At 39.7% G+C, this 25,099-nt stretch carries 24 protein-coding genes; 2 read left to right on the top strand and 22 right to left on the bottom strand.

Going from position 1 to position 25,099, the window contains the following annotated elements:
* Positions 1-59: 59 nt before the first annotated feature.
* The 4 genes from rpsD to EIH20_RS01310 all read right to left on the bottom strand — a co-directional run bounded on the left by rpsD (position 60) and on the right by EIH20_RS01310 (position 2,579).
* Positions 60-668, bottom strand: a complete 609-nt coding sequence (gene rpsD, locus EIH20_RS01325; RefSeq protein WP_124057560.1) for a 30S ribosomal protein S4 — start codon at positions 666-668, stop codon at positions 60-62.
* Between the two features lie 220 nt (positions 669-888).
* Positions 889-1,590: a 5'-methylthioadenosine/adenosylhomocysteine nucleosidase gene (locus EIH20_RS01320; protein WP_124057559.1), complete on the bottom strand. Its 702-nt coding sequence runs from the start codon at positions 1,588-1,590 to the stop codon at positions 889-891.
* Positions 1,591-1,610: 20 nt separating this feature from the next.
* Positions 1,611-2,009 carry a hypothetical protein gene (locus EIH20_RS01315; RefSeq protein WP_124057558.1) on the bottom strand — a complete coding sequence of 133 codons (399 nt, stop codon included), beginning with the start codon at positions 2,007-2,009 and terminating at the stop codon, positions 1,611-1,613.
* Positions 2,010-2,579 carry an NUDIX hydrolase gene (locus tag EIH20_RS01310; protein ID WP_124057557.1) on the bottom strand — a complete coding sequence of 190 codons (570 nt, stop codon included), beginning with the start codon at positions 2,577-2,579 and terminating at the stop codon, positions 2,010-2,012.
* Between the two features lie 183 nt (positions 2,580-2,762).
* On the opposite strand from EIH20_RS01310, the gene EIH20_RS01305 reads away from it, so the two are divergent.
* The gene (locus tag EIH20_RS01305; RefSeq protein ID WP_124057556.1) at positions 2,763-3,845 is read left to right on the top strand and encodes a 5-bromo-4-chloroindolyl phosphate hydrolysis family protein; all 1,083 of its coding nucleotides are present in this window, start codon (positions 2,763-2,765) and stop codon (positions 3,843-3,845) included.
* Positions 3,846-3,871: 26 nt separating this feature from the next.
* Positions 3,872-5,125 carry a toxic anion resistance protein gene (locus EIH20_RS01300; RefSeq protein ID WP_124057555.1) on the top strand — a complete coding sequence of 418 codons (1,254 nt, stop codon included), beginning with the start codon at positions 3,872-3,874 and terminating at the stop codon, positions 5,123-5,125.
* Between the two features lie 81 nt (positions 5,126-5,206).
* Here the strand turns inward: EIH20_RS01300 and ileS are convergent, their stop codons facing one another.
* The 18 genes from ileS to mreB all read right to left on the bottom strand — a co-directional run bounded on the left by ileS (position 5,207) and on the right by mreB (position 25,090).
* On the bottom strand, positions 5,207-7,999 hold the full coding sequence (gene ileS / locus EIH20_RS01295; protein WP_124057554.1) for an isoleucine--tRNA ligase: 2,793 nt from the start codon (positions 7,997-7,999) through the stop codon (positions 5,207-5,209).
* A gap of 268 nt (positions 8,000-8,267) precedes the next feature.
* Positions 8,268-9,065: a DivIVA domain-containing protein gene (locus EIH20_RS01290; protein WP_124057553.1), complete on the bottom strand. Its 798-nt coding sequence runs from the start codon at positions 9,063-9,065 to the stop codon at positions 8,268-8,270.
* A 15-nt stretch (positions 9,066-9,080) separates the two neighbouring features.
* The gene (locus EIH20_RS01285) at positions 9,081-9,863 is read right to left on the bottom strand and encodes a YlmH family RNA-binding protein (protein ID WP_124057552.1); all 783 of its coding nucleotides are present in this window, start codon (positions 9,861-9,863) and stop codon (positions 9,081-9,083) included.
* An 18-nt stretch (positions 9,864-9,881) separates the two neighbouring features.
* Entirely contained in the window at positions 9,882-10,139 is a 258-nt protein-coding gene (locus EIH20_RS01280; RefSeq protein WP_124057551.1) for a YggT family protein, read from the bottom strand.
* A gap of 95 nt (positions 10,140-10,234) precedes the next feature.
* A complete protein-coding gene (gene ftsZ, locus EIH20_RS01275) occupies positions 10,235-11,512 on the bottom strand; it encodes a cell division protein FtsZ (RefSeq protein ID WP_124057550.1) in 1,278 nt (425 codons plus the stop codon).
* 29 nt (positions 11,513-11,541) lie between these two features.
* The gene (ftsA, locus tag EIH20_RS01270) at positions 11,542-13,083 is read right to left on the bottom strand and encodes a cell division protein FtsA (RefSeq protein ID WP_124057549.1); all 1,542 of its coding nucleotides are present in this window, start codon (positions 13,081-13,083) and stop codon (positions 11,542-11,544) included.
* Positions 13,084-13,209: 126 nt separating this feature from the next.
* Positions 13,210-14,553: a cell division protein FtsQ/DivIB gene (locus EIH20_RS01265; RefSeq protein ID WP_124057548.1), complete on the bottom strand. Its 1,344-nt coding sequence runs from the start codon at positions 14,551-14,553 to the stop codon at positions 13,210-13,212.
* A gap of 39 nt (positions 14,554-14,592) precedes the next feature.
* Complete coding sequence (gene murG / locus EIH20_RS01260) at positions 14,593-15,714, bottom strand: undecaprenyldiphospho-muramoylpentapeptide beta-N-acetylglucosaminyltransferase (RefSeq protein ID WP_124057547.1); 1,122 nt, start codon at positions 15,712-15,714, stop codon at positions 14,593-14,595.
* Between the two features lie 11 nt (positions 15,715-15,725).
* Positions 15,726-17,114, bottom strand: coding sequence for a UDP-N-acetylmuramoyl-L-alanine--D-glutamate ligase (gene murD, locus EIH20_RS01255; protein ID WP_124057546.1), 1,389 nt, complete (start codon positions 17,112-17,114; stop codon positions 15,726-15,728).
* 18 nt (positions 17,115-17,132) lie between these two features.
* The gene (gene mraY, locus EIH20_RS01250) at positions 17,133-18,083 is read right to left on the bottom strand and encodes a phospho-N-acetylmuramoyl-pentapeptide-transferase (protein WP_124057545.1); all 951 of its coding nucleotides are present in this window, start codon (positions 18,081-18,083) and stop codon (positions 17,133-17,135) included.
* Positions 18,084-18,111: 28 nt separating this feature from the next.
* Entirely contained in the window at positions 18,112-19,614 is a 1,503-nt protein-coding gene (locus tag EIH20_RS01245) for a UDP-N-acetylmuramoyl-L-alanyl-D-glutamate--2,6-diaminopimelate ligase (RefSeq protein ID WP_124057544.1), read from the bottom strand.
* Between the two features lie 15 nt (positions 19,615-19,629).
* A complete protein-coding gene (locus tag EIH20_RS01240; protein ID WP_124057543.1) occupies positions 19,630-21,339 on the bottom strand; it encodes a peptidoglycan D,D-transpeptidase FtsI family protein in 1,710 nt (569 codons plus the stop codon).
* Positions 21,336-21,758: a hypothetical protein gene (locus tag EIH20_RS01235; protein ID WP_124057542.1), complete on the bottom strand. Its 423-nt coding sequence runs from the start codon at positions 21,756-21,758 to the stop codon at positions 21,336-21,338. The genes EIH20_RS01240 and EIH20_RS01235 overlap by 4 nt, the downstream gene beginning before the upstream one ends.
* 30 nt (positions 21,759-21,788) lie before the next feature.
* Positions 21,789-22,742 (bottom strand): 16S rRNA (cytosine(1402)-N(4))-methyltransferase RsmH, encoded by a 954-nt coding sequence (gene rsmH, locus EIH20_RS01230; protein ID WP_124057541.1) that lies wholly within the window; start codon positions 22,740-22,742, stop codon positions 21,789-21,791.
* A gap of 12 nt (positions 22,743-22,754) precedes the next feature.
* On the bottom strand, positions 22,755-23,186 hold the full coding sequence (gene mraZ, locus EIH20_RS01225; protein ID WP_124057540.1) for a division/cell wall cluster transcriptional repressor MraZ: 432 nt from the start codon (positions 23,184-23,186) through the stop codon (positions 22,755-22,757).
* Positions 23,187-23,364: 178 nt separating this feature from the next.
* Positions 23,365-23,739: a hypothetical protein gene (locus EIH20_RS01220; RefSeq protein WP_124057539.1), complete on the bottom strand. Its 375-nt coding sequence runs from the start codon at positions 23,737-23,739 to the stop codon at positions 23,365-23,367.
* Positions 23,740-23,811: 72 nt separating this feature from the next.
* Positions 23,812-24,009, bottom strand: coding sequence for a DNA-directed RNA polymerase subunit beta (locus EIH20_RS01215; RefSeq protein WP_124057538.1), 198 nt, complete (start codon positions 24,007-24,009; stop codon positions 23,812-23,814).
* A gap of 16 nt (positions 24,010-24,025) precedes the next feature.
* Positions 24,026-25,090, bottom strand: a complete 1,065-nt coding sequence (mreB, locus tag EIH20_RS01210; protein WP_124057537.1) for a rod shape-determining protein — start codon at positions 25,088-25,090, stop codon at positions 24,026-24,028.
* Positions 25,091-25,099: the final 9 nt, after the last annotated feature.

The following is a 25,099-nucleotide window of genomic DNA, read 5'->3' as shown; positions in this document are numbered from 1 at the left end:
GGCAAGAACCCTTGGGGGTTCCCACCTGCTTTAACTAGCTTAAAGCTTGTCTTTTAGGCTTAGCCTAATTTGTTGTAGTATTCGACAACGAATGATTCGTCGATTTCAGCATTTAATTCAGCACGTTGAGGTAAGCGAGTTAATTTACCTTCTAATTTGTCTGCATCAAATGATACGAAGTCTAAACGTGTTACCATGTTTTCTAATGATTCTTTGATGATAGCTAAATCACGAGAAGATTCTTTAACACCGATTACTTGTTCAGGTTGAACTAAGTATGATGGAATATCTACACGTTTACCATCAACAGTAATGTGACCGTGGTTAACTAATTGACGCGCTTGACGACGAGTTGAAGCTAAACCTAAACGGTAAACTAAGTTATCTAAACGAGTTTCAAGTAAAGCCATGAAGTTTTCACCGTGTTTACCTTCAGTAATTTTACCCGCTTTTTTGAATAACGTTGCGAATTGACGTTCGTTCATACCGTACATATGACGTAATTTTTGTTTTTCTTGTAATTGTAAACCATATTCAGAAATTTTCTTACGTTGGTTACCGTGTTGACCTGGTGCGTAAGGACGTTTAGCTAATTCTTTACCTGTTTCTGATAATGAGATACCTAAACGACGAGATAATTTCCATGATGGACCTGTGTAACGTGACATAAATAATTCCTCCAATGATAGTGTATTTGGAGTAAAATAATCCTTTTAAAAAACCGAATGCGTGCAGTCTATCTTCAGCTTTCGCTAGTTGCAGCCGCAGTTACTTGCTGACCGATCTCGGCGTTAGACTGTTGACGCGCTTTCTTTTTTTATGCTGCATTATTTTACACTCTTAAAATTGTAACAAAAAGACCTGCCCTTTGGCAAGTCTTTTTTGGCATTATTTGGTCATTTCGCTTAATTCCAATAAACGAATAATCATACGGGCAGACGCTTGGCCAGCCACTTTAACAAATTCATCAAAGGATAAAGCAGCTGCCTCATCGGCTCCATCTGAGATTGCTCGGATAATGACAAAAGGCACTTGCATCACATAGGCCGTTTGAGCAATAGCAGCCGCTTCCATCTCGCAAGCACGAGCATTAGGAAAGACAGCCTTAATGTCTTGTAACTTAACTTGGTCACTGATAAAGGCATCGCCGCTCACAATTAGGCCAACACATGGCTCAACATCCAGACTGCGGCAAGCTTGTTGAGCTAAACGAACAAGTTGACTATCTGGATAATAGACAGTTGGCATTCCCGCCATCTGTCCAGGTTGATAGCCAAAGGCCGTTACATCCACATCATGATGGGCTACCGAATGACTAATGACTACATCGCCGATTTTTAATCCATGATCGAGGCTACCAGCCGTTCCAGTATTCAACAGAGCATCCACCTGAAAATGTTCAATTAACAATAGCGTGCTGATGGTCGCATTGACTTTACCTATACCTGACTTGACTAAGCATACATCGTGTCCACCTAGTTTACCTTCGATAAATTCAAAGCCTTTGATTTGATGAACCTTTGCTTGTTCAATGCTTGCTTTTAAGACTTGGATTTCTTCATCCATAGCTCCAATAATTCCGTATTTCATCCGTTTCCTCCTTGCATATGTCAGACGAGAAAGGCAATCAACAAGACTGCCAACAATAAAACACCGACAATAATAATCCCACTATTTAAGAAACGATCGACTTTAGCGCTATATTTAGCTCTCTTTTTGGGAAGGCCTGGATCCTGATCCTCACCCTGCCAGTCATCATTGTCTTCCGTTCTAAGAGATTCCATGGATATAGGCGTCTGCAGATTATCGTCATGAGCATGAAGGCTTCGTCGCGAAGGATAAGAAATGGCTTGGTCTTCCTCAAGAGGCCGATCTAAGCGATAGTTTCCTTGGGGTGCCCAGTCGTCTTCTTTGATCGATTCTTGGGCTTCGTAAAGAGCTTCATCTTCTTCGTATTCATCGTAAACTTGATAGTCTTGCGATGCTGTTTTTTTCCGTTTGAATAACATTTAGTCATCCTCCTTAGCTAGCCAATGGGACAAGGCATACACTGTTTTTAAGTCGGTAATTTCATGATTAGCTAGCATCTTCTTAATCTGGTGTCGATCAAACAAGACAGCTTCCACCGCCTCATCGTCATCCTGTGGCAAGGGTTGATCTACCCTCTGCAAGTCTTGGGCCATAAAGAGATGAATGGCTTCATCTACAAAGCCCGGTGACACATAATATTTTCCAAGATTAGTCCAGCGAGCCGCTTGATAGCCTGTCTCTTCTTCTAACTCACGTTTGGCTGTCTGAAGAGGGTCTTCATCTTCTCGGTCCATTAAGCCAGCTGGCACTTCATAGAGATCTTTGGCTACTGCTGGCCGGTATTGTTGGACTAAAATAACCTCTTGATTATTGGTCAGAGCCAGAATGGCGACCGCATCCTGATGATGAACCAATTCGCGAGTCAAACATTGACCATGTGGCCCTTTTAGCTGATTCTGGTACACTTGCATAATTTTACCGTCAAAAATTAATTGACTTTCTATTAATTGAGGATCTTGCATAAAAGCAATCGGTTGATTGGCTTTCATTGTCTGGCCCCCTTTCGTGATTTCACTTTATTATACGACCTAATTATGATACTTCCATGAAATTGTAGCGACAATTTTTCAACTTGACAAGTCTTATAGCAGATTTGGGTCTAAGGTCCGATATACCCCAACATTTTTTTTGTTAAGCTATGCATGTAAATTAATTCAGTAGGAGGAATACTTATGTCCACACTCTATTTTTGGGGGAATGTAGCTCTCACTATCTTAACTATTCGCTATCTCTATCAGCAAACCCACTATCATCAAGGAAATAAATTTCGTAGGTTAGCACGTAAAGCCTTTGAATTGGATGTTGTTGCTTTAATCTTATTTGCAAGTAGCACATTTTTTTCTGATGAACTAACACACTTCAATGCCAGCCTCATCCTCTTGCTCGTGTGCTTAAGTTCAGTTGTTCTTTTGGCCCTAGCCTTTGATTTCTTGAAAAAATATTTTGCATTCTCATGGCTGAATATTTTTTATTATATTGGTTTAATGCTGAATGTGATGATGATTGCCGTATACCGGAGCATGGCCCATCCAAGTTTCGTCGATGTCACTGCTTTTGATGCTTTGGCTCCATGTTTAGGTATTGCCACTACGTCCAACTTTATTGGTCTATTCTCTGTCGGTCTCCTAGCTTGTTTTGCTAATCTTTTTTCCAGCAACCCTAAACCTTGTCCCTTGAAACGCAAACCAGCGACTAAAAGCAAGCTTCAGCATTATCTCGATCAAGGCTTGACTAAGGAAGAAATTGAATACTTCCGTCAACAAATGAGCCCAGCTAAAGAAGCCATCTTGACTATCGAAAGTCAAATGAGTAAAAATGCTAAACTTCGTGCAATTGAAGCCCGCCATAACACAGTCAAGGTGAGTCAGGCTTACTTTAAAGACATTGTCGACCAACCCCGTCGAATTACGGATGCCAGTGACTTTATCTATAAATACTTGCCATCCTTAGTAGACCTCAGTCACAAATACAATGAAATCAATGGGCACGTAGCTAAAAATAAACAAACCTATCTATTACTTGAAAAAAGTGCCCAAACCATCGAAGGCTTATGCCAACAAATTACCGATGCTTATCTAGCCTTTCACGAACAAGACTTCAATCACCTTAAAGATGAGATCGAATTAGCTAATAAAAACTTAATTCGTATCTATCCTGAGCAACCTCAAGCAAAACAGGATCAAGCAAATATCACAGAACCTTCCCCAGATACCCCCGCTCAAGATGGCGTTACCGCTATTCTTGAGCAAGACTAAGACCTATTTAAAGGAGTGCCTAAATTATGGAAAAACAACCTTCAACCAAACATGCCGATTTATTCGAGGAATTAACCGCTCAACACGCTAGCAGTGGCGTTGACGACTTGTTAGCTTCCCCTTTTGGTTTTGACCAAGAATCAGAAACCAGTCCGCTAAATAGTGACTTAGCTGAAGCTGCCCTCTTATCCAAACGAGCCGTCACTAGCGAAAAATTGATCGAGCGCTTACCCGAACATCGTCAACAACAAGCTCGAGATTTAGCAAGCCAAATCGATGAGACTAATATGAATGCGGTCATTGCCTACGGATCTAATGCTCAAAAGAAATTATCTGAGTTTTCTCACTCTATGTTGAACCGCGTGCAAATGAAAGATATCGGCGAAATCGGCGACGTCTTAACAGATCTCATGACCCAGCTCCAATCATCCAACCCGCGCAACTTAACGGCAGAACCCAATGCTTTCCAAAAATTATTTGGCAAAGTTAAGCATTCGATTATGGAAACCCAAACCAAGTATCAAAAAATCGGTTCTCAAATAGATCGGATTGCTATCCGTTTGGATCGTGAAAAGAATGAATTATTGAACGATAATTTAATGTTGGAACAACTTTACCAAAAAAATAAAGATTACTTCGAAGCCTTGAATATCTATATCGCGGCGGGCGAAGTCAAGATGCAAGAACTTCAAGAAAAAATTATCCCTGAAGCCATTGAAAAAGCCCGTCAATCTAAGAACCAAATGGATATCCAAGTGGTTAACGACCTCAATCAATTCCTCGATCGCTTGGACAAGCGAACTCATGACTTACGTTTAACTCGACAAATGACCATCCAACAAGCACCCCAAATTCGGATGATTCAAAACACCAACCAGGCCTTGGCTGAGAAAATTCAAGTATCGGTTCACACGGCCATTCCGCTTTGGGAAAATCAAATTACCATCGCTCTAGCTCTCTTACGTCAACAAGGGGCAGCTGTGAGTCAACGCCAAGTGTCGCAAACAACCAATGATTTACTCTTACGCAACTCACAAATGTTGAAACAGTCCGCCATTGATACCGCGCGGGAATCTGAACGTGGCGTGATCGATATTGAAACCTTACAACGGACGCAAGCCGATTTAATTGAAACTTTAGAAGAAACCTTACAAATCCAACAAGAAGGTCGTCGTCAACGAAGCTTAGCTGAACAAGAGTTAGCTGAGATGGAAAATCAACTCCGCGACAAATTATTGGAAATTTCGGATGAACAGCGCTATCTCAAACAAGAACACTAATCATAAATAAACCGCCTGCCCCCTTGGCAAACGAGTCAAAGGGACAGGCGGTTTTCTTTTGTAAAAATTTATATCTCTTTCTTACTCAGCGTCTTGTTCGAAATACTGTGAGTAATGTTCTTTCATAATTGAGTAGCACCGACTGCATAGTTCAGGCGCATCAGCATGACTACCTACATCCGCTTTAACGGCACGACAACGTTGACATACTTGGCCTTGTGCGCGACTTACCCGAACTTTAAAGCCCTCAAAATCCATCGCATCTTCAGGAGCTTGAGCTACATCAGCTAATTCAACTTGAGAAACAATCATTAATTGATCCAAGTCCGACGTCAATTCCATTAAGTTCGCTTTAGCTTGGTCATCTAGATAAAGGTCTACATGGGCTTCGAACGATTTCTTAATTGGATCTTGACTGTCGTTTTTCGCTTCTTCTAAGGCTTTTTGAACCCCTTGACGGAGGTCAAAGAATTCTTGCCATTGATCAACAATAGCCTGATTGCTTGCTAGATCATAAGCTGTTGGCATCTCAGCCAATTGAATGAAGCCGTCCACTCCAGGCAATTCTTTCCATGCCTCTTCCATGGTATGAACCAAGATAGGCGTCAACAATGGTAAGAGATCACGTAAAATCCGATAAATAACGGTTTGCATGGCGCGACGTGGATAAGCCGAAGGTGCTTCGATATAGAGAACATCTTTAGCAAAATCTAGATAGAAGGCTGATAGGTCAACCGTGATGAAATTAACCACTTTCTTATAGATGTTAAGGAAGTCATAATTTTCATAGCCGTTCAAGCATTCGGTCACAAAGATGCGTGCCTTAGCTAACATATATTGGTCAACAGGCCGTAAATCTTGGTCAGCAATTAAATCCGTTTCTGGATTTAAGTCAGACACATGAGATAACATGAAACGGATGGTGTTACGGATTTTACGATAGGATTCAGAAATTTGTTTAAGAATTTCTGGTGAAACCCGCACGTCAGATTCATAATCGACAGAAGCTACCCAAAGGCGAATAATATCGGCACCTAATTCTTTCATGACATCATCAGGTAAAATAGTATTGCCTAATGATTTAGACATTTTTTCACCTTTACCGTCCATAACGAAGCCTTGTGACAAGACAGCTTTATAAGGAGCACAACCAAAGGCTGCCACTGAAGTGGTTAAACTTGAGTTGAACCAACCCCGATACTGGTCAGATCCTTCAAGGTATAAATCAGCTGGATACGATAGATTTTCGCGTTCTTGTAAGACACCAGCATAGGAAGTACCTGAATCAAACCATACATCCATGATATCCATTTCTTTAGTAAAATGACCATTTGGACTTCCTGGATGGGTGAATCCTGCTGGTAATAAATCCTTCGCTTCTTTTTCAAACCAAATATTTGAACCATGTTGTTCGAATAATTGAGCTACATGTTCAATCGTTTCTGGTAAAAGAATTTCTTGACCATCTTCCGCATAGAAGATTGGCAGTGGAACGCCCCAAATCCGTTGACGTGAGATAACCCAGTCGCCACGATCACGAATCATGTTATAAATTCGCGTTTGACCAGAAGGATGGTACCATTTCACTTCGTTATCAATAACATTTAGAATATCTTGACGGAATTTATCGATCGAAGCAAACCATTGCGGCGTCGCCCGATAAATAACCGGTTTTTTCGTCCGCCAATCGTGAGGATAACTATGAACGAATTCAGAATAATGCAGTAAAGCACCACTTTCCGTTAACATATCCACAACAAGTTTATTACCTTTTAGATAGAAGATACCTTCCAAACCTGGAGCTTCTTGAGTATAGTGACCTCGATTATCTAATGGAGACAAAATATCTAGACCATACTTCATACCAATATGATAGTCATCTTCCCCATGACCAGGCGCCGTATGGACTAAGCCGGTACCGGCATCCATAGTAACGTGATCGCCCACCATTAATAAAGACTCACGATCGTAGAAAGGATGTTGTGCCGTTAAACGGTCAAAATCTTGGCCAAGGTACTCTTTTTCAACTTGATAATCGGTCCAACCGATGGTTTGAGCGACTGACTCTAACAATTCTTTCGCCACAATAAAGTGACGTTGATCCACTTTAACTTGTACATAAGGAGCAGAAGGATCAACTGAAATACCTAGGTTAGCTGGTAAGGTCCAAGGTGTTGTGGTCCAGATAACAAATTCTGCATTAGCTGGAACAATATCTTTGCCATCGCGAACTTTAAAAGCGACAAAAATAGAAGGTGATGTTACATCGTGGTACTCTACTTCTGCTTCGGCTAAAGAGGATTCACTTGATGGCGACCAATAAATGGGTTTTAACCCTTTATAGATATAGCCTTTTTCAGCCATTTTACCGAAGATACGAATTTGAGCTGCTTCATATTCAGGCTTTAAGGTTAAATAAGGATTATCCCAATCACCATTTACCCCTAATCGACGGAATGAAGCTTTTTGACCTTCTACTTGTTGGTAAGCATATTGTTCACATAAACGACGAAATTCGGCTGGTGCCAACGTTTTGCGGTCTACCCCTTCTTGCTTAATCAAAGCTGTTTCAATCGGTAGACCATGAGTGTCCCAACCAGGAACGAAAGGAGCCCGAAAACCATTCATTGACTTATAGCGGACAATAAAATCTTTCGAAATCTTGTTTAAAGCATGGCCCATATGTAATTTTCCATTGGCATATGGAGGACCATCATGGAGCATAAAGGTTGGTTTAGCTGCATTCTTCTCTTGAATTAAGCGATAAACATCGGCCTCCTCCCACTCCTTTTGCAATTCAACTTCTTTCACTGGTAAGTTTGCACGCATAGCAAAATCAGTTTGACCTAAATTCAAGCTCTCTTTTAATTTCATAATATTGACTCCTTTCTTAAATTTGACAAGTTAAACAATAAAAAAATACGCCCCTTCAAATGAAGGGACGTCTAATTAACGCGGTACCACCCAGTTTAATAGGACAAATTCGTCACTATTCACTCTTTCATGTTATCGCTATTTAAGCGGAAAAACTTACTCGTATTCAGTTCTTCATAGGATGGATGATAATAAATTAATCAGGGAATATCAAGCTCACACCACATCTTGACTCGCTCTAATATAATTAATTTATCGTGTTCCAAACTTAATCTTTAGGTAATTCAATCCGAATCGTTTGACCAAGCACGCTTTCCATTTCTGGTTGGCGTTCTGGTTGATCAACTGGGATAAACGGATCTTCTTCAATAGCTTGAGGTTGATCAATTGACACAGCCGCCAAAGATTCAACTGGCAAGTCTTGATTATCTTCTTCGTATTCAACAACCTGTGTTTGAGGATATTCTACACTAGAATCTGAGCTTTGTACAAGATTATTTTCAGCTTCTTCTACTGCTTCTTGTTCTAATTGATCAATTCGTTGTGATCTTAACTTTTCACTTTCTTCTAAAACTGATTCACTTTGAGCATGGACTGCTTCGTGTTCAGCAAAGATACGATCGAATTCATGGCTTGAAATCATCGCTAATTGTTCTTGGAACATTTGTTGAATCTTATCTCGGAACGATTTAGTCGATTGTCTTAAAGCTTGTGTTTCAGTCACTAGTTGGCTTGAACGATCAGCTGCTTGACTAATAATACGGTTAGCTTCTTGTTCAGCTTCGTAAATAATTAACTCAGCTTCTTTACGCGCATTTTGTTTTAAACGTTCAGCAGCATCTTGAGCAACGACGATTGAGTTATTTAAAGAATCTTGTAATTGTTCAAAGTAACGAACCTTATCTTGGGCATCTTGGAGACGTTGTTCAAGAGCTTGTCTTTCTTGCTCTGCACTTTCCATATCCGCCACAATTACGTCTAAATAATCATTAACCTGATCACTATCATAGCCACGGAATTTAGTATCAAATTCTTTATTTAAAATTTCGATTGGTGTTAATGCCATCCTACTCTTCCTCTCCTATTTGTTAAGAACATTGACTGTTAGGCGATAATTATCTTTTTTAGTTAATCCTTCAACAGCATGAATCCAAAAACGGCCGTGATGACGAACGGAAACAATATCGTTAACGCCGACTTCTACATCAGACCGCACCATGGGAGTAAAATTAACCTTTACTAAGCCCGAATTGACGGAATCTTTAGCACGTTGTCTGGAAAAATTATAGACTTTCGCTATTAAGGTGTCAAGTCTCAGCGAACTTGCAACTAGACTAATTGTCTCCCATGTTTCGCTTGAAGTCAATACTTGATCTAATGGGATATCCTGCAAACGAACCCCTACATTGGCCACTTTGGTCACCTGTTGTTTAAGAAATTCCGTCATATTTTTATCGACCAAAATATGCCAATTCTCACCATCAGTAATAATATCGCCAATGCGCTCCCGATCAATCCCTGTCGAAATAAGGGTTCCTAAAATTCGACCATGAGTCATTTCACCGAACTTAGAAGGAAACTTGAGTTCTAAAGCAGAAACTTGATAATCATCTGTTTCAACTTGATAGTATGAGGGATAAATTAAAGCCCTTTTTCTTTCGCAAGAGGGATATCCTCCTTCAAAAGCTACTTCAACATCCTCATGGCCATTGACAAGTTGTTGGACAATCATAGCTTGACGTGGGGTTAAAAACCCAGACAAATAAGGAGTGAAGCGATTATCCACTTGCTGCAGCCAACCATACACTTGGTCGATAAAAGCTTGTTCCTCTTTACGATAATGTTGGTAGACATTTAGCTCCATGGTTTACTCCTTTAAACTTTATTTAAGTAGTAATGATCCGATTCCGATTTGGGCAAGATATAAGACAAAATAGGCGATCATCACGTTAAATGAAATTCCACCAATTGATGGAATATAACGGTCAAAAATATTTAAGAATGGCTGAACTAATTTGATTAAAAACTGCCCGATTGGGGTCGCATAAGCATCAGGAAACCACGACATGATAGCATAAGCAATCAATAACCATTGATAATAGCCAATCGCTTTTATTAAGATTAGGGCAAAAACGTGCATATAATCATCTCACTTTATTTTCATATTTTTCATTATATCATTGACTAGCAAAAAGAGGAAACCGCTAGGTTCCCTCTTACTAACGAATCAATCGTTTAGTTACGATGTCTTTTGCGGAAGAATGGCGGTGTATCAAGTGTATCATCTTCCGAATTTTCTACTTGGCGCTTAGGCGCTTCACTAGAACGTTGGAATGTTCTTTGTGGGACATCTGTTTCATTCATTGAAACATCACGCGTAATTTGTTCACGTTTAATGTCCCAATTGCTGAATAAATCACGTTCTGGTTCCCGTTGACGAACAGGTGCTTCCATCTCTACATCATTAGGATGTTCTTGATTAGCAAAATTGTTGTTGCTTGGAGCAAAGGCTGAACGTTGTTGACGAGGAGCTACTTTAGTCCGGTCTGCTTTATCGGTATCAATCCCTGTCGCAATAACGGTAACAACCACTTCATCGCCTAAAGACTCGTTGATTGAAGTACCAAAGATGATGTTAACTTCACCAGATGAAGCATTAGCCACAATTTCACTAGCATCTTGCGCTTCGAATAAGGTTAAATCAGATCCACCTGTGATGTTCAATAAGATTTGTTCAGCGCCATCAATTGAAACTTCTAATAATGGTGAAGAAATAGCTTTCTTCGTTGCTTCAGCTGTCCGATTTTCACCAGATGCAACCCCAATACCCATTAAAGCAGTACCTTGGTCTTTCATCACAGTCTTCACATCAGCAAAGTCTAAATTGACATAGCCAGGTGCTGTAATTAAATCAGAGATACCTTGAACCCCTTGACGAAGAACATTATCAGCTTCAGAGAAAGCTTCTAACATTGGCGTCTTACGGTCTACGATTTCTAATAAACGATTGTTAGAAATTACAACTAAGGTATCCACATTTTCTTTAAGGTTTTTCAAGCCTTCCGCTGCGAAACGGCTACGTTTTGGTCCTTCGAAAGTAAATGGACGAGTGACAACCCCAACCGTTAAAGCGCCTAAGTCTTTAGCAATACGAGCCACAACAGGTGCTGCACCTGTACCTGTTCCGCCACCCATACCAGCGGTAACAAAGACCAAATCAGCCCCTTCAAGGACATTACGAATTTGTTCTTCACTTTCTTCTGCTGCTTTCAAACCAATTTCTGGTAATGAACCCGCACCAAGACCTTTGGTTACTTTAGGGCCTAATTGAATTTTAGTTTCAGCTGCTGAGCTCTTTAAGGCTTGAGTATCTGTATTGGCAACAATAAATTCTACGCCTTGAACTTCCTCTGCGATCATGCGGTTGACAGCGTTACCGCCGGCTCCCCCAACACCGATGACTTTAATAACTGCGCCATCACGACTAATGTTTGAATCGAATGCTAATTCCATTAAAATTTCCTCCTGTATGACTTTCTAGTTTAATCAAAGAATGTTGAAAAGAATGATCGCACTTTAGATGTTACATCATTTCCGACTGGTTCACTTGACTGATTATGTGCAACTTCATCCGTGTCTTCATAATACATCGAATCTTCGTATTGGTCTTCATTAAAAGAACGATCCATATAGGACGCTTCAGCACTGTGGTCTCCTCGACTATCGAATCGATCGGCCGTTGATTTAGCCTTTTCTTTGAAGCGGTCAAACATAGATCCTACGCGACTAGCTGGCTTGGCAACTTCCACTTGACTGTCATAACTTTCTTCAGCCACATACTCCGTACGCATGGTACTTGGTCGTTGTTGACTAACACTTGGACGACTTGGCATTGGGCGACTTAATGGTTCTTGTGGAAGAACTGTTCTAAAGGTACCTTGGGCGATGCGATGAACATCGTCAAGTCCAGCCACATACTCTATCATGCCCATACTTGTGGTGAAAACAGGATTACGCATACCCATTTGATCAGGGATATATAAGCGCACTTTAGGGCCAAATAATTGTTGAGCTAATTCAAGCACTCCCGGTAAAGAAGCCGCCCCTCCTGTCAGCACAAAACCACCAGGTAAATCAAGAGCATCAACTTGTTCTAAATCTTCATGAATCGTCTCGAAAATTTGAACCAAACGTGCTTCGATAATTTCGGATAAGTAGCGTTCATCAACTCGAACTGGTTCCTTCTTACCGACTGTTTCTACTGGGAAGTATTCTTCATCAGAAGTTTGACTTGGAACGGCATAACCAAATTCCCGTTTTATTCTTTCAGCACTATCTAGCGACGTGTTCAGAATGATGGAAATGTCTTTGGTAACAAAATCGCCACCTTCTTGATCAACGAATGAATATTTCAATTGATTATCGTAAATAATGGAAGCACTCGTTTGTCCGCCACCCATATCAATAATAACTGTGCCAAATTCCCGTTCATCTGGAGTTAAAGCAACTTGGGCAATGGCTTGTGGTTGAATGACCATTTCGCTAATGGCTAAACCAGCTTTTTCTACACAGCGCTTAATGTTATGAATAATTGTTTTTGGTCCAGATATAAGTGTTGCGAATAATTCTAAACGCACACCAATCATTCCGCGTGGATCGCGAATACCATTAAAACCATCGACAATAAATTCTTCTGGCAAGATGGCAATGATTTCACGTTCAGGCGGAACAGATCGTACCTTGGCAGCTGAAATCACGTTATCGACATCACGTTCAGATATCTCTCGAGTTTCGCTAGCGACTGCGATCATGCCGTGACACGATTCAATGGTTAACTTATTACTTGGTAAGCCAACAACAACTTCGTTGATTTTTACATTGGCTTTCCGTTCGGCTTGAGCAATGGCTTGCTGAATCGAATAGACCGTTTCGTCGATATCAACAATCACACCACGACTAAGTCCACGTGATTTTTCATTTCCCACTCCAATAATGTTGACTTGACCGTTTATATATTCAGCCACGACCACTTTGATTGATGTCGTCCCGATATCTAAACTGACAAATATTTCTTGGTTTCTCATCTTGGGTAGAAACCCCCTTCTAGCTAGTTTGACTTTATCTTGAGTTTATAAACTTCTCTCTACAATATTAGCATAAAGCCTTTATTAAAAGAAGAAAAAACCGTGCTTGTAATCATTTATTAATCATTAGTTATCTAAATTACTATCAAGTTTGACACTATTAGCAGCATTTGCCTTAGGAGTAAAGTACGCCCCCACTTCAAAATTAATTAATCCCTTCTGCTGCCCAATTATTGCTAAAATTTTAGGATAGTATTTAACCTTTTTATCAAAAGTAGGAATGATGGCTTTAATCTGATTTCCATCCTTCATCTGAACCAAAATTGAGCTTGGTTTGTTGGGATCACGTGATAATTCAATCGATTCCATTTGATTTATCAAGGATGGTTCGATTTCTCTTAAAGATTGACAGATGTCCTTGAGCTTATCTTTTTGAGAGAAGTTTTTTAATAAAGGCAATTGTTCCATCGTAGGTTGCTTCATTAATGAATTACTATCTTGTAGAATGACCGCATTTTCTAATAAAGGAAGTTGCTGATGATTTTGTTCAATTCGAGCCACAACTTGATTCTCCTGAACACTTATTTCAGTTGAGTGCCAATCATTTCGTTTAAATACTAAACTATGAACTAATGGATTTTCTTTGATAATCAAACGTTCAATCTCAGGCTTTTCATGCATCACTTGGTTTAAGGAATCCCACGGACGAATTCTTGAGGAATTTAAAATGGCTTGACTACTTACATATTGATTTCCAGACACCCAAAGATAGTTAATCTTGTTAAAGGGCATTAGCTGCCATCCATTGATTAACATAGTCAGATAAATAAGGACAAAAACCAGAAGGATTTTGCTACGTCCGCTAGGTAAAAGGGGTTTACTTACCTTACTATTTGCCGGATTAACTAATTCATGAAAACGATAGTATGCTCGCTGTAGACTAGAATCCTGACTTGAAACTCTTGCTTTTGGACGTCTAGCTTGGTTAGGTAAGTGACGTAAACTACGTGAATTATATTCATCCGTTACCTTATAGTTGCCCTGACGAACAGGAGTAACTTTACTTTCAGGTCTTGGTCGATAGGCCGTTTGACTAAATTGGTTGGGCTGCTCTTTTTTTGTTAGTTCATGTTGGTTTAGTAGTCTAACATTCTTAGAATGGGTTTGGTTCTTAGTTGTTTTACCAGGTCCAATAACAGGAATCGGTCGAATAATTGACTCTTGAGGCTGCCCAAGACTTTGATTTGAATTCACGCGGTAATTACCCACACGCGAAATGGTGGAGTCTGAACTTGTCCGCTGTCTTTCTGAAGTTTTAGGGGTTAGGATAGGCTGCTCTTGATCATCGAGTCGATAATTACCCGTTCGAGTCTTTTGAGGCTGACGCCGCGAATCGATAATCCGCCGACTACGTTCATATTGGCTGTCTGCTAATCCTTTTTGTGGATCTGATAATCGATAGTTGGCCATCCTAACACCCCCTTATTTACAAAAATTGATTTTCGAAACTTATTTAATAATCGATTCGATTGCTGAAATAATCAAATCAGAGGAATTTGTGATTCCTAAGGCTTTGGCATTCTCAGCCATTTGTTGTAACTGATTTGGATTCGTTAAGACCTGATCGATGGCATTAAATAAGTTCTTTCCATCTAATTGATCTTCTTTAATCATTTTAGCTGCGTGATGGTTGACTAACGCTAAAGCATTATGCTCTTGGTGATTATTCGTTACATATGGACTTGGAATTAATATACTTGGCAAACCTAATGCCGTTAATTCCGTTAAAGTTGTTGCACCGGAGCGACATACAACAAGTTGAATCTGGCGGAAAATGGCTGGCATATTTTCGATATAAGCTACCACCCTACAATTAGACGGAAGCTCTCCAAGGTCTTGTTTCAACTGATCCATCACTGTTTGGTAGTGACCTTGGCCTGTCGCCAAAATTAATTGGTACGGCTTGTCTTTCATAAAATCAATAGCTTGAATAGTTGCCTGATTAATACCTGGCGCCCCCCTACTCCCACCAAAGACGAGAACGGTTGGCAAGGTTGGATTCAACTCAAATTGCTTTTGAATAATCAGATCATCTTTTGGTGTAAGAATCACTTCTTGTCCCCGAGGATTACCTGTATAACGAATTTTGGTTTCATTGTTTTTAAAATCTGTGGCCACTTCTTGAAAACAGGTCGCGATAATATCCACATGACGAGCTAAAAATTTATTGGTAATGCCAGCCACACTATTTTGTTCATGAATTAAGGTTGGAATACCTAAGCGTGAGGCTGCCAATAAGACAGGCGCACAAACATAGCCACCGGTCCCGACTACAATATCAGGCTTAAATTCACGTAAAATAGCTTTTGCTTTCTGAGTAGAACTTAACATTAACCAGGCTGCCTTAATATTTTCCAAAGAAAGTGACCGTTTTAGCCCCTGTATTTCCACACTTTTAAAGGGAATTCCCCGTTTAGGAACTAGTTGAGATTCTAAACCCTTTTGCGTACCCACATAGAGATATTCGACATCTGGGTAGCGTTCTTTAATACGATCCAAAAGAGCCAAAGCTGGATAAATATGGCCCCCCGTCCCACCACCGGCTAATACTATTCGTTTAATCGTTCCCATGATGAGCCTCCTTAATTTTGGTATGGATCTTCTTGAATGAAGGTTTGAATGGTTCGAGTAAATTCATCGCCCCGTTCTTCAAAATCTTTAAATTGATCCCAACTTGCACATGCTGGTGAGAATAGAACAACATCACCGGCTTGAGCATAATGATAAGCTAATTGGCAAGCTTGAGGTAACTGATCGACTAATTCAATTCGTTGAACCCCAGCCGCAAGCATCGCTTTTTTCATTTTTTCTTTCGTTTGTCCATAGAGAAAGGCTGCTTTAACTTGACCTAAAAAAGGAACCAATTCATCAAATTCATTGCCTCGATCTAAACCACCACCAATATAGACGACTGGTTGATTTTTGAAACTACTTAAAGCCGTTTGACTCGCAATAATATTAGTTGCTTTCGAATCATTGAAAAAAGTTCGGCCACAAGATTCGGCAATATTTTGATTACGATGAGGCATTCCGTTGTAAGCTCTTAACGTAGCTACGATGTCCTGATTAGACACATCATTTAACTTAGCAATTGCAACTGCGGCTAGTACATTCTCGATATTATGGGTACCTGGCAATTGGATATCGCTAACATTCGCAATCTTCTCAGCCTTAAAACAAATAGCATCGCCGTCGACATAGGCGCCTTGACCTTGCAATTCTGGAGCTAAATCAATCGCAAACGGTATTTTAATGGCGGGATGTTGATCGACTAAGGAAACTAATTCGGGTAACGCGTGATTATAAACTAAAAAGTCTTCCGCAGTTTGGTTCTGAATTAAGCGAAGTTTCGCTTTCACATATTCATCGCGACTTCCATGATAATCTAAATGAGCGGAGTAAATATTACAGATAACGGCCATATGAGGTTTAAAATTTTGGGTTCCCATTAATTGAAAACTTGACATTTCCATGACCAATTTATCGGTAGCTTGCACCTCATCTACAACATTCAAGACTGGGATGCCAATATTTCCTGCCAAATAAGCATGTCCTTTTGGTTGAGCTTGCAATAAACGGTGAATCAATGAAGTTGTTGTTGTTTTACCATTGCTTCCCGTTATCCCAATAATAGTTGCTTGGCAATACCAGTAAGCCAACTCGACATCTGTATAGATAGGAATTCCCTTTTCAATAGCTGCCTGCAAGAAAGGAATATGATAAGGAATCCCTGGATTCTTAACAATGAAATCAAACTTTTGATCCAGTAAGGACAAAGGATGGCCTCCATCAACGACTTGAACGCCCCGATTTAAAAAAGAAGTAACCGACGGGTCTGAAGAAAGATCCCCTCGGTCATTAATTGTCACTTTTGCTCCCTTGGCTAGCAAAAATTCTAAGGCGCTTTTGCCAGTCATAGCATAGCCAAGTACTAATACGTTTTTGCCTGATAAGTCTAGCTTATTATCCATCTGTTCTCTCGCTCCTAATTAAAATATAGTCAATGCTATACATGCTGCAAGTAACCCCGTTGCCCAAAAAACAATGACAACTTTAGTTTCAGACCAACCGCTCATTTCAAAATGATGATGAATAGGACTCATTTTAAAGATACGTTTGCCTCGAGTTTTGAACGACCAGACCTGCAACATAACACTAGCTGTTTCGATAACGAAAACCAAACCGATAATTAACAATGACCACGGATTATTTAGAATAATTGAAATCACCGCTAAACCAGCCCCTAAGGCCAAAGAGCCAACGTCACCCATAAATATTTTAGCCGGCTTTTTATTGTAAATAATAAAACCAATTAAGGCACCCACCACAATTAAACACGCTAGAGCAAGTGAGGTTTTATGGGCTTGCATAGCTAATGTAAAGTAAGCACCGTAAGCAATAATGTTTAACCCTGTTGCTAAGCCATCTAAGCCATCTGTCAAGTTGACTGCATTTGAAAACCCTGTAATCCAAATGAAAGCAAACACAGCTAACAAGACTACATTTTCAATTTGGAAGAAAACTAAAGGTAAGGCGATTGTTAATTTAGATAAATACCCGACCAAAATAATCAAACCAGAAAATACGAGCTGACTCACAAATTTTTGTTTAACTGTAAGGCCTTCGTTACGCTTTTTAAAAATACTAATAAAGTCATCAACGAAACCAATGCCCCCAAATAGTAAAAAGGTCAAAAGTAACATCCAAATCGTTCCATCTAATAAGCCCATGAAACTAGCAGATAAACCTAGAGTAATCAGGATGGCTGCGACAAAAACCGTCCCCCCCATTGTCGGTGTTCCCGTTTTCACTTCGTGCCATTTTGGACCATCTTCCCGCGTTGTTTGTCCAATCTTCTTATAATTAAAATAGCCAATAAAAAATGGCATAATACTGACCGTTATAGCGAAACTAATCGCAAAAGGTAGAATCAATTCCATACCTACACTCCTAATCAAATTGAGGTCTTTATTTTTTGTGACCTAAGATTTTATCTAACACTTCATTTACTGTTTTCACTTCATCATAAGGAAATTTTTGACTACCAATAATTTGATAAGATTCCCCGGCTTTACCAGCCAAAAGAATAATGTCATCCTTTTCTGCCAGATTCAAGGTATAGTCAATAGCTTCCTCACGGTTCGGAATGATCACACATGGTTTTTCGGTGTGATTCCCTTGAATTTCACGACAGATTTTTTCGATTGGCTCATGGCGAGGATTGTCTGAAGTAAGCACAATTGAATCGCCATAGTTAAAGATGATATCGCCAATTTGGGGACGTACAGCCGAATCGCGGTTACCACCTGAGTGAGCAGTCATAATAATTAACCGATTTTTCTTACGTTTAGCCAAATCACTCGCTACCATTTCGACCGCATCTGGTGTATGGGCATAGTCCAAGATCACTTCAAAATTTTGCCCCTTATCAATCGTCTGCATACGGCCTGTTACCCCTTTAAATGCTTGGGTTGCATCAACAACTTGCTCTGGACTAAAACCATAATAAGCGGTTAAACATAAGAAAGCTGCTAAATAATTAGAAACATTATAGCGTCCAACAATTGCAAGTTGAACTCGATAAGCTTTTTCTTGGTAATGAAGATCAAAAGTCAAACCCGATTTATCCGTTTCAATATGATTGGCATAGGCAGTAGCTGATTCATCCTCTAAACTATAGGTTACGACATCAGCTGAACTGGCTTGTACCATCTGTAAACCATAAGGACAATCTAAATTGGTAATGGCCAACCGTGGTCTACCTTGTTTAAAGGCTTGACCTAACTGAGCAAACAACAAGCTTTTAGCATATGCATAATTTTCCATTGTTTGGTGGAAATTTAAGTGTTCACGAGCCAAGTTCGTAAAAATCGCACAATCGACATCGGTATACCATAAGCGGCCTAACGCCAAGGCGTGGGAACTCGCCTCAATAATTGCATCTTGGCAACCAACTTCTACCATTTCGTTGAATAATTCTTGTAAGCGTAAAGCATCCGGAGTGGTATTAACCGGTAAATACGAATGATCATCCACCTTATAACGCAAGGTACCAATTAGGCCTGTTTTATGGCCCAATTTTTCGAGTATATCACTGATCATATTGGAAATGGTTGTTTTACCATTAGTACCTGTAACAGCAACCACGGCTAATTTTTCAGAAGGTTGTTGATAATATTGATTGGCTAAAATTGCCTGTGCCCTAAAAGTTGAACGAACTTTAACGATAGTGATTGGCAACTCTAACCATGCTGGTTGAACTTCTTCAACAATAACTAATTTAGCTCCTTGTTTAGCTACTTGTTCTACAGCTGAATGTCCATCAAACTGCTCGCCTCGAATAGCGATAAAACATGTATTTTCTTTAATTTGTCGTGAATCATTGGTTAAATGTTCGATTTCTTGATTAGTTAAAGGCACTCCTAGCACTTGTGCATCATAAAGAACACGTATCAACGCTTGTGCTTCCACTTTATTTCCTTCTTTCTATTGCTTAATCATCACAAAATCTACTAGTGGATTAAAAATCTCGGCTAAAATTTGCGAACCAGTCTTACCCTGTGTCTGCTTCACCTGCTTAATGGATAAGTAAAGCATATACTTGGGATTTTCGGCAGGAAAGAATCCCACCACCGAATTGTAATAATCATTAGGCCCGCTTAAATATCCCCCGCCATTAGGGTTGGCAATCTCCGCCGTCCCTGTCTTAGCCGCTATATTGACCTGCGAATTTTTAAAAGCTTGGGCAGTTCCATAGGGTTGATCAACGGCCTGTCTCATTAGTTGAAGAACTTGTTGAGCTGCATCAGCCGATACAACTTGCCCTAGTTCTTTGGGTTGGTAGACTTGACTGGATTCGATATGGTCGACATATTGTATCTTCATCATTTTACCATTATTTCCGATAGAGGTAAAAGCCTGGAGTAGTTGGATAGGCGTCGTGGCAATACCTTGACCAAAACTAGTTGTAATTTGACTAAATTTATTTTCTTGCTCGATCCGACCAGCTACTTCATTAGGTAAGCCTGATTGAGTCGAATGGCCAAAGCCAAATTGATCTAATTTTTTTAACCATTTTTCTAGACCAATGCGCTGAGCTAAAAGCACCATACCCACATTACTAGAACGAGGAAGAGCCTGTTCAAAGGGGATTTTTCCCCAGCCATATTGGTTATAATCGCGAATCGTTTGGTCATATATTTTTATTTGCCCGGACTGAAAGCTTTCTTTTGCAGTATAGACATGTTGGTCGTAAGCTTCAGCCATTAACAAAATTTTCAATGTTGAACCTGGTTCATACGCTTCTTCAACCAATAAATTCTTCCATTGTTTATCAATCCCTTGGCGAGTATTGAGATTAAATGTCGGTCTTTGTGTGGCCGCTACCAATTTACCTGTCTTTACCTCAACCAAATAGGCATTGATGGCTTGCGGTTGATAAGTTTTATCAACCTGATTGGTTAAATCTTCTAAGATATTTTGCACCCGACTATTGAGCGTTAAATATAGGTCCTGACCTGAAATATAGTCTTGTTTTATCCCTTGTTCACTTAATTCACGATATTTTTTACGACCGCTTAGACGGTCATCATACGTTTTTTCAATACCGCTTTGTCCTTGCAAAATATTGGCTGTTAGATCACTTTTTTCTTGAGTTGGTCGACTGTAACCAATCAAATGCGAAGCGAAATAGTCATTGATATAAATACGGCTTGTTTGACTTACAAAGACGATTCCTGGAAGCTTTTCTTTCTCTATCGCTTCTTTGGTGGCCGCTGAAAGATTCGTTCCTGCCGGTCCAAATTCAATTTGTTCAGCTTTACTGGTCACAATTTGATTTAATAAGCTATCTTGGCTAACTTTTAAATATTTCGCTAAAACTTTTGCTGTTCGATCCGGATCCTGAATGACATTATCTGATCCAGGCGCAGCTAAAATACCATAGACAGAATAAGAAGTAGTATCCATCGCAATGGGTTGTCCATTTTGATCAAAAATGGTTCCCCTTCTTGCTTCAGTAATACTACTTCTCATTTCTTGTGTTTGACCATAGTTTACTAAGTCAACATTATTTACCTGTTTCACTAAAATAATTTGCGCTAACCGTGTTAGAAGGACCAAACAAGAAGCAAAAGCTACCAAAGCCAGCATTAAAATATTTAGCCGTTTATTTGTTTTAGCTTTCCTTGCACTCATTCTGCAACTTCCTTTACTTGGTCTTTATTGATCGTCATATTTTGCTTTTGGGCCGCGTCTTTAATCACCTGATAATCAAACTGTTGCGCCAGTTGATTCATCATAATGTCTGTTTCCTTTTTTAATTGAGCCGTCTGACCCTCATAATTCTGAATGGTCGCCTGCGTCGTAGCTACTTGATATTGTATCACCAAATTTGCTGCTACAAAACCTAAACACACTAAAACAAAGAAAATGACTAAAGCCTGATTGAGAGGGTTAAGTGGTAACTTTTTAGGTGCTGTAGGAAGTTGGACGTCAGGCTGATCAGGATATTCAGGAGCCACTTGTTCAGCTGAAATAGTATCAAATGAGTCTACAGCAGATAAACTTGTACGTTGAAAATAACTCGTTTCATATTGTTTAGCTAATTCAGACACTGACGTCCCTCCTCTCTAAAATTTGGTTTCTTATTCTTTGATAGTTGTACGTTCAATAATGCGTAATTTAGCCGACCGCGATCGATTATTCATATCCAGTTCTTCCTGGCTAGCTAAAATTGGTTTCCGATTAACTAATGAATATTCTGCCATCATTTGCTCAGGCAATAATGGTAAGTGTCGTGGTGTTTCTTCTGGTGTAGAAACTTGTTTAAATAATTGCTTAACCAACCGATCTTCTAAAGAGTGGAAGGAAATAACCGACATGCGTCCTCCTACTTTCAAGAGTTTCAAGCCTTGTTCCAAAGATTCTTCCACTGCACCAAGTTCATCATTCACAGCAATTCGAATAGCTTGGAAGGATTTCTTAGCGGGATGACCGCCCGTGCGCCGTGTGGCAGCCGGTATGGCTTGTTTAATAATTTCTGCTAACTCAGTCGTTGTTTCGATGGGAGATTTAGCTCGTATTTGTTCAATAGAACGGGCAATTCTTTTGGCGAATTTTTCTTCTCCGTAACGATAAAGGAGGCGAACTAATTCCTCATATGGCCATTCATTAACTACTTGATAGGCAGTTAATGGTTTAGTTTGATCCATCCGCATATCCAAGGGAGCTTCAAGATGATATGAGAAACCTCGCTCAGCCACATCTAATTGTGGTGACGAAACCCCTAAATCATAATAAATACCATCAACATAGCGAACACCCCGCTGAGCTAATTCTTCTTGTATATGGCGGAAATTAGCATGAATAAAGGTGACTTTCCCCTTAGCAATCTGATCTTTTAGCGCTTCTTGCGCATGATCAATGGCAATCTGATCTTGATCAAATGCATAGAGATGCCCACGATCAGAAAGTTGTTCTAATAGATAACGAGCGTGTCCACCGCCACCTAAGGTGCAGTCAACATATACACCATTCGGATTAATTTCTAGACCGTCAATGGTTTCTCTTAGTAGAACGGTAATATGTTCAAATTCCAAATCTTCACCCCTCTACAAACCAAAATCAATCATCGTTTCAGCAATATCTTCAAAATTCTCTTCGGCCTGCTCAGCAAACTGATCCCATTTTTCGCTGCTCCAAATCTCGATACGGTCTGCTACGCCGATCACACGACATTCCTTATCGATCTTAGCGAATTCAATGAGATTCTGTGGTAAATTTATCCGCCCTTGCTTATCAACTTCAACTTCAGTGGCAGCTGAATAGAAGAAGCGTGAAAAAGCACGAGCATCTTTTTTTGCTAACGGTAGTTGTTTCAATTTCTCTTGAATGCCATCCCAACTTTCCATTGGGAATCCAAATAGACAGCCGTCAAGACCCCGAGTAACAATAAAATGATGCCCAAGATCATTACGAAACTTAGCCGGCATAATCAATCGGCCTTTTGTATCGATATTATGTTGAAATTCACCAATAAGCACGATTGAATACACCTCCCCATCTAAGTTACTTATAGTCTACCACATCTCTCCACTTTCTACCACATAATAACACAAAATAGGCAAAAAAATTCCCTCTAGTATAACTAGAGGGTTTTAAAGCTTGATATGGTAGGGTTTTATAGTATAGAAAAAAGTGGGGACATTTCCCAAAAATTATTTAAAAAACATAAGTAATCAGACGTAGAAGCATCATTGAAAACAAGAAACAAGATAAAATTGTAAAAAATAACTCACTAGCTGGTTTATAGTAATGACGAAAACTAAAATGATCAATCCTTCGGATATAGTCATACAATTGCAAACCTAACAAAAAAGCTGTATAGAAAAAAACAAAAGGCAAAACATTCAGATCGTACAACAACCAACCCAACTCATAAATTAAAACTAGCCAAAAAGGAATCAATACCTGAGCAAGTGAAAGCGGCCAGTCCGGGAAAAATTTTAAATAGTCACGAAAATAACGTTGAATCAGCCAAACAAGCAAAATTGGCAAAAAATAAATCATCAATTCAAACCAAACAAAGGGATGCATTCACTCGCCCTCCTTACTTTAATAATTCGCTTATGGGAAAAAAGCGCGCTGAATAGTTCAGCCCGCTTCAAATTATTTTATAAAATCTATAATATGCTTCCATGTATCAATATTAAGCACTTCCCAAAAAGGGCCTTTACCAATCAAGACATAACCGATAAAAAGTCCGACAATGAAGCACAAAAACAGAATCAAGATAAAGATAATCGTCCTAAGCAAAAAATTATTTATCTTTTGCGTAAACGATTCACGATAAACTGAATCTGACATTTGTCCACCTCCATCACTAACCAATCAAACGGCGTTTTAATATTCTAAAATAACGATTGATTTTTTCACCAGTAGACAGATTGCTTCGTTGCAACTTGCCACTTTGAATCATGTCAAGAAGTAATCCCGTCCCCATAGCAACACAAGACATAGGATGATCTGCTTTAAGGACAGAAACGTTAAGAAATTCTGTCAAAAAGCTATCCATATTTGGAATAAGGGCTCCTCCACCAGTCAAAATAATGCCTTTTTCCATTATATCTGCCGCCACTTCTGGTTCAACATCTTCTAATAGTTTCTTAGCTGAGCGACCGATTATGGTCAATTGATCTTCTAATGCCTCATAAATATGGTTTGAATTTACATTGATTGACTTTGGTAACCCAGTCACTAAGTCACGTCCTTTAAGATAATGGGTCACCATTTCTTCTTTTGGTAAGGGCTTAGCCGTCGCTAACTGCATCTTAATCAATTCCGCTGACCGTTCACCAATTAAAAGTTGATACTTATCTTTAAAGTATTGAATAATTGCTGCATCAAATTCGTCGCCAGCAATTCGAATAGATTCGCTTACAATCACTTGACCAGAGGATAAAATAGCAATGTCCGATGTTCCGCCACCGATATCAATCACCATATTAGCCGATGGATCCATTGCATCAATTCCCGATCCTATCCCTGCCACTTTGGGCTCTTCTTCAATAAATATTTGGCCGCCACCCGCTCGTTCTGCTGCTTCCACTAAGGATATTCGCTCAATCTCACTCACATTCGAGGGGCAACATATCAAGATATTGGGTTTCAAAAACCAATTTTTAGAATTGATTTTTTGCAGAAAAAGGGTAAGCATGGCCTCAGTGATATCAAAATCATCAATCACTCCCCCTTTTAGGGGACGAACAACTTCAATAGATGACGGTGCGCGGCCAATCATCTCATAAGCTTCCTGTCCAATTGCAATGACCTCTTGGCTCTGTTTATCCACTGCAACCACGGATGGTTCATTCAAGACAATCCCTCTACCTTTTAAATGAATCAGCACATTGGCCGTTCCTAAGTCAATTCCAATATCTCTGCTCATTGTTCAATC

Origin of the sequence: Vaginisenegalia massiliensis, from assembly GCF_900604935.1 — a bacterium.
Taxonomy (GTDB): Bacteria; Bacillota; Bacilli; order Lactobacillales; family Aerococcaceae; genus Vaginisenegalia; species Vaginisenegalia massiliensis.
This window is presented reverse-complemented; position numbering and strand designations above follow the sequence as displayed.